Source organism: Paraburkholderia acidisoli (assembly GCF_009789675.1).
GTDB lineage: Bacteria > Pseudomonadota > Gammaproteobacteria > Burkholderiales > Burkholderiaceae > Paraburkholderia > Paraburkholderia acidisoli.
The window spans coordinates 2,982,264-2,999,035 of sequence record NZ_CP046913.1; the positions used below are offsets into that span (position 1 = coordinate 2,982,264).

Genomic DNA, 16,772 nt, shown 5'->3' on the forward strand with positions numbered 1-16,772 from the left:
AGAAAACGCCCGCGTTACCCCGTCACTCCACCGTCACCGACTTCGCGAGGTTACGCGGCTTGTCCACGTCGGTGCCGCGCGCGCACGCCGTGTGGTACGCGAGCAGTTGCAGCGGCACGGTGTGCAGGATCGGCGAAAGCATGCCGTAGTTTTCCGGCATGCGGATCACGTGGATGCCGTCTTCGCTCGTGATGTGCGTGTCCGAGTCGGCGAACACATAAAGCTGGCCGCCGCGCGCGCGCACTTCCTGCATGTTCGACTTGAGCTTTTCGAGCAGCGTGTCGTTGGGCGCGACCGTGACCACGGGCATCGCTTCCGTCACGAGCGCGAGCGGGCCGTGCTTGAGTTCGCCCGCCGGATACGCTTCCGCGTGGATGTACGAGATTTCCTTGAGCTTGAGCGCGCCTTCGAGCGCGATCGGGTAATGCAGACCGCGGCCGAGGAACAGCGCGTTTTCCTTGCGCGCGAACTCTTCCGACCACGCGATGATCTGCGGCTCCAGCGCGAGCACGCCGTTGAGCGCGGCCGGCAGATGGCGCAGCAGCTTGAGGTAGTTGGCTTCCTGCTCCGCGTTCACGTGACCGCGCAGCTTGCCGAGCGTGACCGCGAGGATGAACAGGCCGACCAGCTGCGTGGTGAACGCCTTGGTCGACGCCACGCCAATTTCGCGCCCGGCGTGCGTGAGGAAGTTGAGTTCGGTGAGACGCACCATCGCGCTCGTGCCCACGTTGCACACGGCGAGCGTATGCGTCATGCCGAGCGATTGCGCGTGCTTGAGCGCCGCGAGCGTGTCCGCCGTTTCGCCCGACTGCGAGATGGTCAGCACGAGCGAACGCGGATTCGGCACCGACTCGCGGTAGCGGTACTCGCTCGCGATCTCGACTTCGGTGCGGATCTTCGCGACCGATTCGAGCCAGTACTTCGCCGTGAGGCCCGCGTAGTAGCTCGTGCCGCACGCGAGAATCAGGATGTTGTCGATGTCGTTGAACACCGCGCCGGCGTTCTCGCCGAACAGGCTCGCGTCGAAACCGTCCGCGGGCGGGATCGTGTCCGAGATCGCGCGCGGCTGCTCGAAGATTTCCTTCTGCATGTAGTGGCGATACGGGCCGAGATCGACCGCGCCGCCGTACGCCTGCACGTCGCGCGCTTCCCGTGCGACCAGGTTGCCCGCGCGGTCGGCGATACGCACGCCTTCGAGCGTGATTTCGCAGACGTCGCCTTCTTCGAGGTAGCTGATGCGCTCGGCGCTGCCCGCGATCGCGAGCGCGTCCGAGGCGATGAAGTTTTCGTGGCTGCCGTAGCCCACCACGAGCGGCGAGCCCGCGCGCGCGCCCACCACCGTGTGCGGCTGATCCTTGTGCACCACGCCAATCGCATACGCGCCCGCGAGTTGCTGCACGGCCTTGCGCACGGCGGCGAAGATGTCGCCTTCGTAGACGCTGTGGATCAGGTGGGCGATGACTTCCGTGTCGGTCTGCGAGACGAACTCGTAGCCCTTGGCCTTGAGCGTTTCGCGCAGCGACTCGTAGTTTTCGATGATGCCGTTGTGCACGATCGCGAGCGCTTCGCTCGAGAAGATCGGGTGCGCGTTGTTGACCGTGGGCGCGCCGTGCGTGGCCCAGCGCGTGTGCGCGATGCCGGTCACGCCCTCGAAGTGCGCCGCGCGCACCTGGTCTTCGAGTTCGGACACGCGCGCGACGCTGCGCATGCGCTGCGGGCCCGCGCTCGTGACGATCGCCACGCCGCACGAATCGTAGCCGCGATACTCGAGGCGACGCAGTCCTTCGATGAGGACGGGAACGATATTACGTTGCGCAACCGCGCCGACGATGCCGCACATGGATTCGGTCCTTTTGCAATGCGTTTGCAATGAATGGCCAACGCGGCACGCCGCTCACGCAGCGCGCCGCGCGCCGTTGATCAGCTCTTCTTTTTCTTGACCGGCCGCACGTAGCCCGTTTTCGCGAGCTGGCGCTTTTCGTTGAGCGCGAGCGTGTCTTCGGGCACGTCCTTCCAGACCGTCGTGCCCGCCGCGATCGTGACGTTGCGGCCCACGCGCACCGGCGCGACGAGCTGCGTGTCCGAGCCGACGAAGACGTTGTCCTCGATGATCGTGCGATGCTTGTTCGCGCCGTCGTAGTTGCACGTGATCGTGCCCGCGCCGATATTCACGCCCGCGCCGATATCGGCGTCGCCCACGTAGCTCAGGTGATTCGCCTTCGAGCCGAGGCCGATATTGGCGTTCTTCACTTCGACGAAGTTGCCCACGTGCACCTCGTTCGCGAGCGCCGCGCCCGGACGCAAGCGCGCGTAAGGCCCGAGCACCGCGTTCGCGCCGACCGTGGCGCTTTCGATATGCGTGTATGCGTCCACGCGCGTGCCCGCGCCGATCTGCGCCGAGCGGATCACGCAGTTCGGGCCGATGCTCACGTTGTCGCCGAGCGTCACGTCGCCTTCGAACACGCAGTTCACGTCGATGAACACGTCGCGCCCGCAGATGAGCGTGCCGCGCACGTCGATGCGCGCCGGGTCGGCGAGCGTCGCGCCCGCGACCAGCAGCGCCTCGGCCACGTTGCGCTGATGCACGCGCTCGAGTTCGGCGAGCTGCGGCTTGCTGTTCACGCCGAGCGTTTCCCATTCGGCGTCGGGCTGCGCGGTCACGACCGCGTGACCCGCGGCGATGGCGGTTTCGACCACGTCGGTGAGGTAGTACTCGCCCTGGGCGTTGTCGTTCTTGAGCGCGGCGAGCCAGCCCGCGAGCGGCGCCGTGGGCGTGACGATGATGCCGGTGTTGATCTCGGCGATCTGGCGTTCGGCCTCGTTGGCGTCTTTCTGCTCGACGATGCGCCGCACGTGGCCCGCCGCGTCGCGCACGATGCGGCCATAGCCGGTCGGGTCGTCGAGCGTGACGGTGAGAATGCCGTACTGGTTGGCGCCCGCGGCGGCGGTCAGACGCTCGAGCGTGGAAACGCGCGTGAGCGGCACGTCGCCGTACAGCACCAGCGTGGGCACGCTCGTGTCGAGCAGCGGCAGCGCCTGCGCGAGCGCGTGGCCCGTGCCGAGCTGCTGCGCCTGCGTGGCGAATTGCACGTCGGGCGCGCCCACGGCTTCGCGCACCGCTTCGCCGCCGTGCCCCGTGACGACGACGAGTCGTGTGGGCGCCAGCTTGCGGGCGGTGTCGATAACGTGCGAGAGGAGCGGTTTGCCGGCGAGCGGATGGAGGACTTTGGGCAGCACGGAGTGCATGCGTTTGCCCATGCCGGCCGCGAGAATCACGATGTTCATTGCATCGGTGACGAAAGGAATAAGAGCAGACGATTCTAGCATGGGGTGTTTGGCCGCAACGGCCGGTTGGCCGGGCGTTTGCGCCCCATGCAACACGCATTGACAACGTCCGCAAGCCCCGCCGCCAGTGCAATCCGACAGCGCCGTCGGGGCCGGCGCCATCGGTTATCAGTCATCGGCTAGCGGCGGAACCCGGCTACCGTGCCCGCTGATACCCGTCGTGTCATCACAACTCGTCGAGCGGCGTGAACTTGAGCGTCGCGCCGCCCTGCGAGCCTTCGCCCGGCGCCGGATCGGTCGAGCACGGTTCCTCGTCGAACGCGATGTCGCCGGCCGGATCGGCTTCGCCCGTCGCGCGCAGATCCTTGAAGTTGAAGAGACCCGTATCCATCAGATGCGAGGGCACGACGTTGCCGAGCGCATTGAACATGTTCTCGACGCGGCCCGGGAACCGCTTGTCCCAGTCGCGAATCAGCGCCTTCATTTCGGCGCGCTTGAGGTTCGGCTGGCTGCCGCACAGGTTGCACGGAATGATGGGGAATTCGCGCAGTTCCGCGTACTTTTCCAGATCGACTTCCTTCACGTACGCGAGCGGCCGGATCACAACGTTCTTGCCGTCGTCCGATTGCAGCTTGGGCGGCATGCCCTTGAGCTTGCCGCCGTGGAACAGGTTCAGCAGCAGCGTTTGCAGGATGTCGTCGCGATGGTGGCCGAGCGCGATCTTGGTCGCGCCCAGCTCGCCCGCCACGCGGTAAAGAATGCCGCGGCGCAGGCGCGAGCACAGCGAACAGGTCGTTTTGCCTTCCGGCACGAGCCGCTTGACGATGCTGTAGGTGTCCTGGTTCTCGATGTGATAAGGCACGCCCACCTGGTCGAGATACGCGGGCAGCACGTGCTCGGGAAAGCCGGGCTGCTTCTGGTCGAGATTTACCGCGACGATGTCGAAGTGGATCGGCGCGCGCTCGCGCAGGCGCAGCAGCACGTCGAGCATGGCGTAGCTGTCCTTGCCGCCCGAGAGGCAGACCATGACCTTGTCGCCGTCCTCGATCATGTTGTAGTCGCCGATCGCCTGGCCGACCTGCCGCACGATGCGCTTGAACAGCTTGTTGTTCTCGTAGGCGTCTTTCTGCTCGCGGCGCGTGAGCGGGCGGCGGGCGCCGGTTTCGGCGCTGGCCTGGGTGCTGGCTTGCGCGCCGGCTTCTGTGCCGGGCGCCTGGCTGGCGTCCTCGCCGACGGGCAAGGTTTCGGGGGCGTTCATGAATCAGTCCTCTTTGATGCGAAAGACTTCGACGCCCACCGCGTCGCAGTCCGGATAAACGTCGGGCTTTTCGGTCGAGACGCGCACCGCGCGCACCTGCTCGTGCGAGAGCAGCGCGGCCGCGAGGTCGTCGCAGAGCGTTTCCTGCAGATGGATGTGGCCCTTGCCCACGCGCTCGGCAACGGTCGCGCGCATGAAGTCGTAATCGACGACTTCGCGCAGCTTGTCCTCGTGCGGCGTCGTGGAAGCGAGCGGCACGTACAGGTCGACGTTGATGACGACGCGCTGCTCGCCGCGCTTTTCGAAATCGTGCACGCCGATGTTGATGTGCACTTCGTAGTTGCGCAGGAAGAGCCGGCGGCAATCGGCGAGCCGGGGATGAAGTAAAACGGCGGACATGTGCGTTCCAGTCGATAAAAGCGTGCGGTTCAACCTCGCACGTGGGCGGGCGCAGCGCGCCCTCTGGTCTTCCGGCCGGGTGGCCGGTCTGCGAAACCGCTCGTGCGCGGCGGCTCGCTTCGTTGCTCTGCGCTCGCCGGCGCGGCCCTCGGGCGTGGCGGCGAATCGCGGGGTGTATCGGTTACTGCATTTAGTTGCAAATCTCAGCGCCGATCGATGTGCCAACCGACGTGCAACTTCGGCGTGCTGCTTCGTGCCAATCAGGCGCCGCGATTCACGCGTCGCCGCCCGTCAAAAACATCACGTCGCGCGGCAGCGGCACGAGATGCTGGCCGCCGTCCACCACGAGCGTCGTGCCCGTCACGCCCGCCGCGCGCGCCAGATACAGCGCCGCCTCGACGAGATCGCCGGGCCGCGACGCGCGCTTGAGCGGCGTGACGCGGTGCGCGGCGGCGAAACCTTCCGGCGTCTGGTCGCCCGACTGCAGCGTGAGACCCGGCGCGAGCCCGACCACGCGCACCTTCGGCGCGAGCGCCTGGGCCAGCGCGACGGTCGCGTTCGCGAGCGCGGCCTTCGTGAGCGTGTACGACAGATAGTCGGGGTTCATGTTGTACAGCTTCTGGTCCAGCACGTTGATCACGCAGGTGCGCAGCGCCTCGTCCTCCACGGCCGCCTCGGGCGTGGCCTCGAACAGCGTGCGCGCGAGCACGAGCGGCGCGCCCACGTTGATCGCCATCAGGTCGAGCAGCTTCGTATAGCCGACGTCGCGCGCCGTGTCTTCCTCGAAACGCGAGGCGTTGTTGAGCACGCAAACCGGCCGGCCGAGCGCCGCGGCGCAGTCGGGCACGAGCCGCGCCACCTCGGCCTCGTTCGCCAGATTCGCGTGCAGCGCCACGGCACGGCGGCCCATGGCGGCGATCTGCTCGACCACCTCCTCGGCGCCCGCGCGCGATTCGCCGTAATGCACCGCCACGTCCCAGCCGCGCGCCGCGAAGCCGAGCGACAACTCGCGCCCGATGCGGCGGCCGCCGCCCGTCACCAGCACCACGGGCGCCGGGAAATCAGGGCGCGATGCTTCGCCGCTCGACGGGGTATCGGCAGCAGCCGGGCGGATCACCGAAGTTGCGCTCATTTACAATGCCGGGATGAATCCGAAAGCTCACGAACCCGCTAGTTTACCTGTTCCCGAGCCGATCGCGCTCGCGCAGTCCGAGGCGCTCGCGGCCACGTTGCGCGCCGAGATCGCCGCGGCGGGCGGCTGGCTGCCGTTCGACCGTTACATGGAGCGCGCGCTCTACGCGCCCAAGCTCGGCTATTACGGCGGCGGCGCGCGCAAATTCGGCCTGCTCGCCGAAGACGGCAGCGACTTCGTCACCGCGCCCGAACTCTCGCCGCTCTTTGCCGCGACCCTGGCGCGCGCCGTGGCCGAGGCGCTCGCCGCGAGCGGCACGCACCGCCTGATGGAATTCGGCGCGGGCACCGGGCGGCTCGCCGCGGGCGTGATGCTCGCGCTCGACGCGGCGGGCGTGGCGTTCGATTCCTACGCGATCGTCGATCTTTCGGGCGAGTTGCGCGAACGCCAGCGCGAGACCATCGCCCGGCTCGCGCCCGCGCTGCTCGACCGCGTGACGTGGCTCGACGCGCTGCCCGCGCAATTCGAAGGCGTGGTGCTCGGCAACGAAGTGCTCGACGCCATGCCCGTGCGCCTCTACGCGCGCAAGGACGCCGTGTGGCACGAACGCGGCGTGAGCGTGAACGCCGCGGGCGCGCTCGAGTTCGCCGATCAACCCGCGCATTCGGGCAGCGAGGCGAGCTGGCGCGACGGCGGCGCGAACGGTGTGCTCGCGGGCCTCGAAGGCAGCGAAGACTACGTGACGGAAACGCACGAGGCCGCGCTCGCGTTCACGCGCACCGTCTGCACGATGCTCGCGCGCGGCGCGGCGTTTTTCATCGACTACGGCTTTCCGCGCCACGAGTACTACCACCCGCAGCGCGTGCAGGGCACGTTGATGTGCCACTACCGGCATCGCGCGCACGGCGACCCGTTTCTGTATCCGGGCTTGCAGGACATCACCGCGCACGTGGAATTCACGGGCATCGCCGAGGCGGGCGTGGATGCGGGCGCGGACCTGCTCGGCTACACCTCGCAGGCGCGCTTCCTGATGAACGCGGGCATCACCGAAGTGCTCGGCGAGATCGATCCGCACGACGCGCGGCGCTTTCTGCCCGCCGCGAACGCCGTGCAGAAACTCGTTTCGGAAGCCGAGATGGGCGAACTGTTCAAGGTGATCGCGTTTTCGCGCGGTATCGGCACGACCCTCGCGGCGTTCGCGCGCGGCGACCGCAGCCACACGCTCTAGCGCCTCACACCACGTAGCGACATCGACATCATGATCCGCTGGTTTCTCACCACTTTCATCGCCGTGGCGATCCTGTCGGGCGCGCAGCCGTGGCTCAAGAAGCTCGGCATCGGCCGCATGCCCGGCGACGTCACGCTGCGGATCTTCGGCCGCGAGTATCCGCTGCCTTTCATGTCGACGCTGGTGCTCTCGATGGCGCTGTCGTTTCTCGTGCGCGTGCTGTAAATCCTGACGTTCGCGGCCGGTGCCGTTCGCGCCGCTCCCGCCGCTCGCGCCGCCTCACGCCTCGGCGACCAGCGCGGCCTCGACCGCCGCGACGCGCGCCTGATGCACGGCGTCCTTGATCTTCTCCGTCGCGCCCTGCGGGTGCGCCTTCGCCACGCCTTGCGCGATCGCGCCCGCATCCACGCCGCGCGCCGCCACGAGCGCCACGCGCAAGCGTTCGGCTTGCGGATACGGCGCGTTTTCCCAGTTCAGACGTCCGCGCAAATCGCACTCGCAGGCCTGCAAGGCCTCGGCGAAACGCGCGGGTTTGCGCAGCGCGTCGCAGCGCTCGAGCATGCGCACGAGCGAAGCCGCGTTCATGTCCATCACGCGATGCATGTTGCCGTGCTCGCGCGCGACCAGCGTGGCGAGATCGCGGCATTCGTTCGGCACGCGCAGGCGGTCGCACAGCGGCTTGAGCAGATCGACGCTGCGCCCTTCATGACCGATGTGACGCGGCAGCACGTCTTCGGGCGTGGTCGCCTTGCCGAGATCGTGCGTGAGCGCCGCGAAGCGCACCGGCAACGTGTAGTTCTGCATGGCCGCGTGGTCGATCACCATCATCACGTGCACGCCCGTATCCACTTCGGGGTGATAGTCGGCGCGTTGCGGCACGCCCCATAGCGCGTCCACTTCCGGCAGCACGCGCGCGAGCGCGCCGCATTCGCGCAGCACCGCGAACATGCGCGAGGGCTTCGTTTCCATCAGGCCGCGCGAGAGTTCCTGCCACACGCGCTCGGGCACGAGCGCATCCACTTCGCCCGACTTCACCATCTCGCGCATGAGCGCGAGCGTTTCGGGCGCGAGGGTGAAATCGGCGAAACGGGCCGCGAAACGCGCGATGCGCAGGATGCGCACGGGATCTTCGAGAAACGCCTCGCTCACGTGCCGAAACACGCGGTTGCCGAGATCGCGCGCGCCGCCGGACGGATCGACCACCGGACCCGTGAGCACGCCGCCGGGCTGCACCTCGCGCGCCATCGCGTTGATGGTGAGATCGCGCCGCGCGAGATCCTCTTCGAGCGTCACGTCGGGCGCGTAGAAAAACTGGAAGCCGTGATAGCCGGCCGCCGTCTTGCGCTCGGTGCGCGCGAGCGCGTATTCCTCCTGCGTCTCGGGATGCAGGAACACCGGAAAGTCCTTGCCGACGGGCCGATACCCCTGCGCCACCATCTGCTCCGGCGTCGCGCCCACGACCACGTAGTCGCGGTCGCGCACCGGCAGCCCGAGCATCTCGTCGCGGATCGCACCGCCCACCACGTAGATCTTCATCAGTCGTCGCGCTCGTCGTCGGCCACGCGGTGGGTTTCGCGCAGGGCCGCCTCGACCCAGTCGGCCACGGCGGGCAGTGCGCGCACGCTCCCGGCATACGCGGCGGCTTCGGCGGACAACGCGGGCTGGTAGCTCGCGAAGCGCATCACGACCGGCGCGTACATGGCGTCGGCAATGCTGAATTCGCCGAACAGGAACGGGCCGCCGCTTTCGGCGAGGCACGCGCGCCAGATCGCGTCGATGCGCGCGACGTCGGCGAGCGCCGCGGGCGTCGCGCCGGCGCCGGGCTTCTGCTTGCGAATGTTCATCGGCATCTCGTTGCGCAGCGCGCCGAAGCCCGAGTGCATTTCGGCGCTCACGCTGCGGGCGCGGGCGCGCGCGTTGGCCTCGCGCGGCCAGAGCGCGTGCTGCGGGAAGCGTTCGACCAGGGTTTCGGCGATGGCGAGCGAATCCCACACGGCGAAGCCGTCGTCATCGACGAGACAGGGCACCTTGCCCGACGCCGAAAACGCGAGTATCGACGACTTCGTGCCGGGTTCGCCGAGTTCGATCAGCACCTCCTCGAACGCGATGCCGAAGTGCTTGAGCAGCAGCCACGGGCGCATCGACCACGACGAATAGTTCTTGTCTCCAATGACGAGCTTCATGCCTTGTTTTGACCGTAAAAGTAAGTGAGGCGCGCCGGCGCCCTGCGATCATCCTCGACTGGCGAGGATTTAGCGCCCCGCGCTCGCGCGGAAGATGTTCAGCCGCGAGCGCAGCGAGGCATTGGCCAGATAGAGCGGCGCGATCGTTTCGATGCTGGCGGGATCGAGGTCCAGCTCGGGCGCGAGCGGCCCGGTCAGCACGTTGTCCACCTTCATCGAATCGAGATTATCGCGCGTGATGACGGGCACGCCGGGCGCCATTTCGAACGAGAGCGCCTGCAGGCGGCCGAACGCCTCGGGCAGGCGCACGATGCGCGCGTTGCGGCCGATCGCTTCGCCGCAATACTGCACGAGCTGTTCGAGCGTGTAGACGCTCGGTCCACCCAGCTCGTAGGTGCGGCCCGTGGCGGCGTCGAGGTCGAGCACGTTGACGATCGCCCGCGAAACGTCGCCCACGAACACGGGCTGAAACCGCGCCTCGGGCATCGCGAGCGGGATCACGGGAAGAAGCTTTTGCAGCAGCGCGAAACGGTTGAGGAAGTTGTCCTCGGGACCGAACACGACGGACGGCCGGAAGATCGTGGAAGCGAGCGCCGGCGACGCATGCACGGCTTTCTCGCCGTCGCCCTTCGAGCGCTGGTACATGCTCGGGCCATTGGAGTCCGCGCCGAGCGCGCTCAGGTGCACGAGCCGGTGCACGCCCTTGCTTTCGCAGGCGGCCACGATCTTCGTGGGCAGCTCGACATGCATTTTGGCGAAACCCGGCCCGTACGGCTTGCCCTGGCCGCCGTTGAGCACGCCCACGAGATTCACGACGGCGTCCGCGCCTTCGAGAAACGCGGCGAGCGCGACCGGATCGAAGACGTCGGTTTCGATCACGTCGACGGGCAGCATGGTGAGATGGCGCGCATTGAAGCGGCGGCGCGTGGCGATGCGCACGTTCTTGCCCGCTTCGACGAGCGCGTTGACGAGATGGCTGCCGATGAATCCCGAACCGCCGATGACCGCGATGGTTTGATGCTTCATCTTCGACCTCCCTTCAGGCTTGGCGAACGAATACGCCGCGCGAGAGGTCCGGCCCGGAAAGCCGGCCGGTCACGCGGCGCGCTTCGCGAAGCGCACGCCGCGTGCCAGCGGCATGACGCTTACGGCGAGATATAGCCGAGGCGTGCCTTGAGCGACTGCGGACGTCCCTCGAACAGCGCCGCGTAGTAGACCGTGTTGGACAACACGTTTTTCACGTAATCGCGGGTTTCCTGGAACGGAATGGTTTCCGCGAAGATGGCGCCTTCGACGCCGCCCTGCAAGGTCGAGCGCCATTGGCGCGGGCGGCCCGGCCCGGCGTTGTAGCCCGCCGTGGCGAGCACGGCGGAACCGTCGAATTGATTGTAGATCATCGACAGATAGTTCGTTCCGAGCAGGATGTTGGTGTCGAGATCGTTGAGCTGGTCGCGCGACAGCGGGCCAATGCCGATCTTCTTCGCAACCATCTGCGCCGTGGCCGGCATGATCTGCATGAGACCGCTCGCGCCCACGCCCGACCTGGCATTGAGGATAAAGCGCGACTCCTGGCGGATCAGGCCGTACGCCCATTCCACGTCGAGGCCGTTGGTTTGCGCGTCGCGCTCCACCACGTCGCGGAACGGCGCGAGATAGCGCAGCGAGAAGTCGTGCTCGGTTTGCGTGCGGTCGGCGGTGTTCACCGTGCGATCGAGCAGCTGGATGCGTTTGGCGTATTCGGCCACGGCCAGCAACTGGCGGTCGCTCATGCCGCGCAACGGCCAGTTCCATTCGCGGTTGCCTTCGAGCCGCAGGTTCAGCGCGTAGAAGCGTTGCGCGAGCGCGAAGCCCGGCGTTTGCGCGACCTGCGCGATTTCCGCGTCGCTCACCGTGGTCTTGGGCGGGATCGTGATCTTCTGGCCGAGTTCTTCCGTGGCGAGCTGGCCGTAGAAGTTGAAGCCCTGCGAGATCGACGAGAATTCCTGGTTGGCCTGCGCCGTCTCGCCCGCCTGCTTGAGCGCGCGCGCATGCCAGTAGACCCACGAGGGCTGGGCGCGCAGCGCGTCGGGCATCTGCTCGATCGACCAGCGCACCATGGTCCAGTCGCCGCCGAGCAGCGCCGCGCGCGTGCGCCATTCGTAAGCCGCGTTCGACAGCGGCGCGTTGGCCGAGAGGCGATACCAGTCGAGCGCGCCCGGCAAGCGCTTGAGCGCCGCCTGATAACCGATCGTGCCCCAGCCGATCGCGCGTTCGGGCGACGTGAGCTGCGGCGCGACGGCGGCGAAGGTGGCCGCGGCCATGGCCGGATCGTTGCGCGCCATCGACGTGACCGCGAGCAGCGCGAGCTGATGCGAGGCCGGGTCGCCGGTCACGCCCTGCGCGAGCGTGAGCGGCGGCGTGCTCACCGCCTGGCTGAACGCCGTGGGGTCGGGGCGCTGCGCCAGACCGTCGAGCAGCTTCGCGCCCGTGGACGTCTGGTTCTGTTCGTACGCGAAGCGGATCTGCGTCCAGACGTCGTCGCTCGAGAACTGGCCTTTGATGGCGAGCGCCGTGATGAGGTCGACGCAGCCGTCGCCGTAATAGCGCGGTTCGACGAGCAGCGCGCGGGCCGCCGGCGCCACGTTCTCGCCACGCGCCGCGCGCGATTCGAGCGCGTAGCACTTGACCTGCGTGTCGTCGTTGAGCACGAAGCGCGGGTACTGCTGGTCGAACTTCGCCCAGTCGTGACGCGCGCCCAGCACGAGCAGATAGTCGTTGCGCAGACGGTCGGCGATCGCCTGGCCGTCGTAGCGTTGCAGGAACGACAGCACCGGTGCGTCGGGCGCATCCAGGCGCGCATGGCCCTGCGAATCGAACAGCTGCGGCTTGAGCTGGAAGTATTCGAGATAGGACGGCGCCGGGTAATCGGGAATCGAGGCAGCGAGCTGCGCGGCGCGCGCGGGGTCGTTATTGCGCGCGGCTTCGCGAAGCTGGATGAAGGTCTGGTCGTCGGGTGTGGGAACCGCGCCTACGGGCAGCGCGACGGGTCGCACGGCGTCCGCCGTGCTGCATGCTACGAGTGTCGCTGCGGTCAGTGCGAGACCAACGAGGCGATATACTCGGACAAGGCGTTTGGACATCGTTATTACGGGAGCGCGAGGTGAACCCAAGCATAGCACGCAACCCTCATACGGAATCCAAAAAGGACTGGCGTGCAAGGCTCCTTCCGGTACGCGTCGCGGCGGCTTCCGACGCGGCGCTCAGTGCAGCGCTGACAGTGCGCCTCGATGCACTGCTCGCCGGCATTTCGAGACGCTGGCCGTCGCCCTGCATCGGCTTCTACTGGCCGTTGCAAGGCGAGTTCGACGCGCGCGACGGGATCGCCGCCTGGCTCGCCGCCGATCCCGCGCGCCGCGCCGCGCTGCCGCACATTCCCGAGCGCCACACGCCGCTCGTGTTCCACGCGTGGACGCCCGGCGCGCCCATGCGCGAAGGTCATCACGGCATTGCCGAACCCGCGGCGCGCGAACTCGCCGTGCCCGACCTGCTGCTGATTCCGTGCGTGGGTTTCGACCGCGAAGGCTATCGGCTCGGCTATGGCGGCGGCTATTACGACCGCACGCTCGCGGCCTGGCCGGCGGCCACGCCGCCCGTCACGATCGGTATCGCCTATGAAAGCTGCCGGATCGACGGCGGCGTGCTCGCGCGCGAGGCGCACGACTTGCCGCTCGACGCCGTGGTGACCGAGGCGGCCACGCATTACGCCCCTTCGGCGCGTCACGTCATCGCGTGATCGCGGTAAATGCCGCGTTAAATGCCGCGTTAAATACCGCGCCGCTCAGAGCGAGGCCGCCGCCCGCGCGGCCGTGTCGTAGAGACCGGAGGCGTTGCGCATGAGCTGCGCCGCCTCGCCGATCTGCAGATTCGTGAGGCCGCTTTCCTGCAAGGTGGCGATCAGGCAGCTTTCGCGCACGTCGCGATAACGCAGGCACAGGTCGCGGCCCGCCTCCGTCACCGAAAAGAAGACCTCCTTGCCGGTCTTTTCGCTTTTTACATACCCTCTGGAAACGAGCTTCTTGAGCGCGTAGGTGGCGACGTGCGTGTCCTCGATGTTGAGCACGAAGCAGATGTCGGCCAGTTTCTTGCGCCGCTCGCGATGGCCGACGTGATGCAGCAGCGACACCTCGATCGGCGTCATGTCCTTCACGCCCGCCGCCGACATGCAGCGCACCATCCAGCGGTTGAACGCGTTGCTCGCCATGATGAGCGCGTACTCGAACTCGGAAAGCTCGGCGCTCGTTTCGGAGACGAGATGTTCGGACGAAACGATCTTGGTCGGCTGGCGCGACATGGCAAATCACCCGTGGTCGTGGAAAAAACGCGCCCGGGCGCGGCGATCAAGCCGCGAAACGGCGCGCGCATGGCGTGGCGCAAGTGTACTGTCCGGGCCGAAAACGAGGCGCCTGGCAAAAACGCTTATTGATAATTTGTAGATAATTTATCGACAATGTACTCTATCGACGAAGCCGTCGACTCACGGCAACCGCCCATTTTTGCGGATGGCAACGCTTCCGACTCATCGCACCATGCCCAATCCTGACCCCCGCATTTTTCCGCTCGGCGACGAAGCCCTCGTTTGCGAGGCGCCGCCGCCGGCCACGCTCGACGTGCAGCGCCGCGTCTGGGCCGTGGCCGCGCTCGCGCGCGGCTGGGCGCCGGTGCGCGAGGTCGTGCCGGGCATGAACAATCTGACCATCACCTTCGACCCGCTCGCCGCCGATCCGGCCGCGCTCGCCGCCGCGCTCAAGGAAGCCTGGCGCGACGCCGCCGAGGCGTCCGAGGCGGGCCGCGAAGTGGAGATTCCGGTGAGCTACGGCGGCGAGCACGGGCCGGATCTGGCCGTGGTGGCCGGGCACTGCAAGATGAGCGCCGAGGAAGTCGCGCAACGCCACGCGGCGGGCGTCTACACGGTGTTCTTTCTCGGCTTCCAGCCCGGTTTCGCGTATCTGGGCGGGCTCGAACCCGCGCTGCACACACCGCGCCGCCGCGAGCCGCGCCTCGCCGTGCCGGCGGGTTCGGTCGGTATCGGCGGGGAACAAACCGGCATCTATCCGGCCGGCTCGCCGGGTGGCTGGCAACTGCTCGGCCGCACCGCGCTCAAGCTGTTCGATCCCGCGCACAACCCGCCCACGCTGCTGATGCCGGGCGATCGCGTGCGTTTCACCATCGCGGAGTTGCTCGCATGATCGAAGTCGTTCGCGCGGGCCTGCTCACCACGGTCCAGGATCTGGGGCGTCCCGGTTTCCGCCATCTCGGCGTCGCCACGGGCGGCGCGCTCGACACGCTCGCGCTCGAAGTGGGCAACCGGCTGGTGGGCAATCGCCCCGACGCCGCCGGCCTCGAAATCACCTTCGGCCCCGTGGCGCTGCGCTTCGCGCGCGCCACGCGCGTGGCCATCACCGGCACCGAGTTCGGCGCCACGCTCGGCGGCAAGGCCGTCTGGTCGTGGTGGAGCCTGCCCGTGGCGGCGGGCGAGGAACTCGTGCTCCACGGCGCGAAGCGCGGCATGCGCGGCTACGTGTGCGTGGCGGGCGGCATCGACGTCTTGCCGATGCTGGGCTCGCGCAGCACCGACCTCGCAGCGGGCTTCGGCGGTCTGGCGGGCCGCGCGCTCAAGGACGGCGACCGCCTCGCTATCGGCGCTTCGTTCGCGCCTGCGGTCCGGCCGGGCGGCCGCGAACGCGCGGCGCTCGACGCGCTCGCGCCGGCCTTCGGCGTGAAGGCGCCCGCGTGGTGCAACTTCGTGCTCGCCGAGGAAGCGCACGGGCTCGAGCGGCGGCGCGGCCGCCATCCGGAAGGCGCCGCGTGGGCGCCGCCCGTGCGCGTGCTGCGCGGTCCCGAATACGACAGCTTCACGCCCGAGGCGCAGCAGGCGTTCTGGCACGACGAGTGGCAGCTCACGCCCAACAGCAACCGCATGGGCTTCCGGCTCACGGGCACGGCGCTCGCGCGCAGCGACAGCGCCGACCTGCTCTCGCACGCGGTGCTGCCCGGCACGATCCAGGTGCCGCCCAGCGGTCAGCCGATCGTGTTGATGAGCGACGCGCAGACCACCGGCGGCTATCCGAAGATCGGCGCCGTGATTCGCGCCGATTTGTGGAAACTCGCGCAGGTGCGCCTGACGGGCGGCGTGCGCTTCGTCGAGACGACCCCGGCCGTCGCGCGCGCGGCGCTCGAAGAGGAACGCGCGTATCTGCGCCAGATCGACACCGCGATCGCCATGCACGACGAGCGTTACGCGAGCCGGCGCGCGGTATCGGTCGCCGTCTCGAAACCGGCCGCCGCGATGGCGCACGGCGCGCCGGGCGAGACGTCGGGCACGTGACGCGTTTCGCGTGACGCGTCACGCGGGATCGGCACCGAAAGTGGTAGTAACAGCGACATCGGCCATTCGTATTCAGCAATCCGCAGGACGAGCAGCAAGGAACATCATGACCACCATCGATCTGAACGCCGATCTCGGCGAAGGCTGCGGTTCCGACGAGGCGCTTCTCGACCTCGTCAGCTCCGCCAACATCGCGTGCGGCTGGCACGCGGGCGGCGCCAACGCCATGCGCGAATGCGTGCGCTGGGCTGTCGAAAAAGGCGTGTCGATCGGCGCGCATCCGAGCTTCAACGACCCCGAGAACTTCGGCCGCAAGGAAATGGACCTGCCCGCGGGCGAGATCTACGCGGGCGTGCTGTACCAGCTCGGCGCGCTTTCCGCGATCGCGCAGGCCGAAGGCGGCCGCATCGCGCACGTGAAGCCGCACGGCGCGCTTTACAACCAGGCCGCGCGCGACCCGAAGATCGCCGACGCGATCGTTTCCGCCGTGCACGATTTCGATCCTTCGGTGACCGTGTTCGCGCTCGCGGGCAGCGGGCTCGTGGCGGCCGCGCGCGAAGCGGGGCTCGTGGCGGTGGAGGAAGTGTTCGCCGATCGCGGCTATCGCGCCGACGGTTCGCTCGTGCCGCGCAGCCAGCCCGGCGCGCTGCTCGACGACGAAGACCTCGTGCTCTCGCGCACGCTCGCGATGATCCGCGAGCAACGCGTGCAGGCCATCGACGGCGCCTGGGTGCCGCTCAACGCGCAGACGATCTGCCTGCACGGCGACGGTCCGCATGCGCTCGCGTTCGCACGGCGCATTCGCGCGGCGCTCGACGACGCCGGGATCGGCGTGCAGGCCGCCGGGCCCGTCGAAGGCTGATCGCCGGTTACCGGTTACCGGGGCGCGCCGCGCGTTCCTCGCGGAACGAGGCGGCGCGCGC

The 16,772-nt window shown here is 68.1% G+C and carries 16 protein-coding genes; 6 read left to right on the top strand and 10 right to left on the bottom strand.

Features of this window, described 5'->3' with window-relative positions:
* Positions 1–22: 22 nt before the first annotated feature.
* The 5 genes from glmS to FAZ98_RS13255 form a co-directional block, all read right to left on the bottom strand.
* Positions 23–1,840, bottom strand: a complete 1,818-nt coding sequence (glmS, locus tag FAZ98_RS13235; protein ID WP_158951614.1) for a glutamine--fructose-6-phosphate transaminase (isomerizing) — start codon at positions 1,838–1,840, stop codon at positions 23–25.
* 80 nt (positions 1,841–1,920) lie between these two features.
* Positions 1,921–3,285: a bifunctional UDP-N-acetylglucosamine diphosphorylase/glucosamine-1-phosphate N-acetyltransferase GlmU gene (glmU, locus tag FAZ98_RS13240; RefSeq protein WP_158951615.1), complete on the bottom strand. Its 1,365-nt coding sequence runs from the start codon at positions 3,283–3,285 to the stop codon at positions 1,921–1,923.
* A gap of 226 nt (positions 3,286–3,511) precedes the next feature.
* Entirely contained in the window at positions 3,512–4,543 is a 1,032-nt protein-coding gene (gene ttcA / locus FAZ98_RS13245; RefSeq protein ID WP_158951616.1) for a tRNA 2-thiocytidine(32) synthetase TtcA, read from the bottom strand.
* 3 nt (positions 4,544–4,546) lie between these two features.
* Positions 4,547–4,942: a dihydroneopterin aldolase gene (locus FAZ98_RS13250; protein ID WP_158951617.1), complete on the bottom strand. Its 396-nt coding sequence runs from the start codon at positions 4,940–4,942 to the stop codon at positions 4,547–4,549.
* Between the two features lie 274 nt (positions 4,943–5,216).
* Positions 5,217–6,074 carry an SDR family oxidoreductase gene (locus FAZ98_RS13255; protein WP_158951618.1) on the bottom strand — a complete coding sequence of 286 codons (858 nt, stop codon included), beginning with the start codon at positions 6,072–6,074 and terminating at the stop codon, positions 5,217–5,219.
* Positions 6,075–6,087: 13 nt separating this feature from the next.
* Here FAZ98_RS13255 and FAZ98_RS13260 point away from each other — a divergent pair, with 13 nt between their 5' ends.
* Together FAZ98_RS13260 and FAZ98_RS13265 are read left to right on the top strand one after the other, a co-directional pair.
* Entirely contained in the window at positions 6,088–7,302 is a 1,215-nt protein-coding gene (locus FAZ98_RS13260; protein ID WP_158951619.1) for a class I SAM-dependent methyltransferase, read from the top strand.
* Between the two features lie 30 nt (positions 7,303–7,332).
* Positions 7,333–7,527, top strand: coding sequence for a DUF2905 domain-containing protein (locus tag FAZ98_RS13265; protein ID WP_158951620.1), 195 nt, complete (start codon positions 7,333–7,335; stop codon positions 7,525–7,527).
* A gap of 54 nt (positions 7,528–7,581) precedes the next feature.
* Here the strand turns inward: FAZ98_RS13265 and FAZ98_RS13270 are convergent, their stop codons facing one another.
* From FAZ98_RS13270 to FAZ98_RS13285, 4 genes are all read right to left on the bottom strand, one after another.
* Positions 7,582–8,838 (bottom strand): multifunctional CCA addition/repair protein, encoded by a 1,257-nt coding sequence (locus FAZ98_RS13270; RefSeq protein ID WP_158951621.1) that lies wholly within the window; start codon positions 8,836–8,838, stop codon positions 7,582–7,584.
* Positions 8,838–9,485 carry a glutathione S-transferase family protein gene (locus FAZ98_RS13275; protein WP_158951622.1) on the bottom strand — a complete coding sequence of 216 codons (648 nt, stop codon included), beginning with the start codon at positions 9,483–9,485 and terminating at the stop codon, positions 8,838–8,840. The genes FAZ98_RS13270 and FAZ98_RS13275 overlap by 1 nt, the downstream gene beginning before the upstream one ends.
* Positions 9,486–9,554: 69 nt before the next feature.
* A complete protein-coding gene (locus FAZ98_RS13280; protein WP_158951623.1) occupies positions 9,555–10,511 on the bottom strand; it encodes a complex I NDUFA9 subunit family protein in 957 nt (318 codons plus the stop codon).
* A 119-nt stretch (positions 10,512–10,630) separates the two neighbouring features.
* Entirely contained in the window at positions 10,631–12,604 is a 1,974-nt protein-coding gene (locus FAZ98_RS13285; RefSeq protein WP_158951624.1) for a lytic transglycosylase domain-containing protein, read from the bottom strand.
* Between the two features lie 20 nt (positions 12,605–12,624).
* Here FAZ98_RS13285 and FAZ98_RS13290 point away from each other — a divergent pair, with 20 nt between their 5' ends.
* Positions 12,625–13,257, top strand: coding sequence for a 5-formyltetrahydrofolate cyclo-ligase (locus tag FAZ98_RS13290; RefSeq protein WP_233272617.1), 633 nt, complete (start codon positions 12,625–12,627; stop codon positions 13,255–13,257).
* Between the two features lie 45 nt (positions 13,258–13,302).
* Here the strand turns inward: FAZ98_RS13290 and FAZ98_RS13295 are convergent, their stop codons facing one another.
* Positions 13,303–13,815, bottom strand: a complete 513-nt coding sequence (locus tag FAZ98_RS13295) for a winged helix DNA-binding protein (RefSeq protein ID WP_158951626.1) — start codon at positions 13,813–13,815, stop codon at positions 13,303–13,305.
* A 235-nt stretch (positions 13,816–14,050) separates the two neighbouring features.
* On the opposite strand from FAZ98_RS13295, the gene pxpB reads away from it, so the two are divergent.
* The 3 genes from pxpB to pxpA all read left to right on the top strand — a co-directional run bounded on the left by pxpB (position 14,051) and on the right by pxpA (position 16,711).
* Entirely contained in the window at positions 14,051–14,710 is a 660-nt protein-coding gene (pxpB, locus tag FAZ98_RS13300) for a 5-oxoprolinase subunit PxpB (RefSeq protein ID WP_158951627.1), read from the top strand.
* Positions 14,707–15,849: a 5-oxoprolinase subunit C family protein gene (locus FAZ98_RS13305; protein WP_158951628.1), complete on the top strand. Its 1,143-nt coding sequence runs from the start codon at positions 14,707–14,709 to the stop codon at positions 15,847–15,849. Before pxpB ends, FAZ98_RS13305 begins: the two co-directional genes overlap by 4 nt.
* Before the next feature lie 106 nt (positions 15,850–15,955).
* Positions 15,956–16,711, top strand: a complete 756-nt coding sequence (gene pxpA / locus FAZ98_RS13310; RefSeq protein WP_158951629.1) for a 5-oxoprolinase subunit PxpA — start codon at positions 15,956–15,958, stop codon at positions 16,709–16,711.
* The last annotated feature ends 61 nt before the right edge of the window (positions 16,712–16,772 follow it).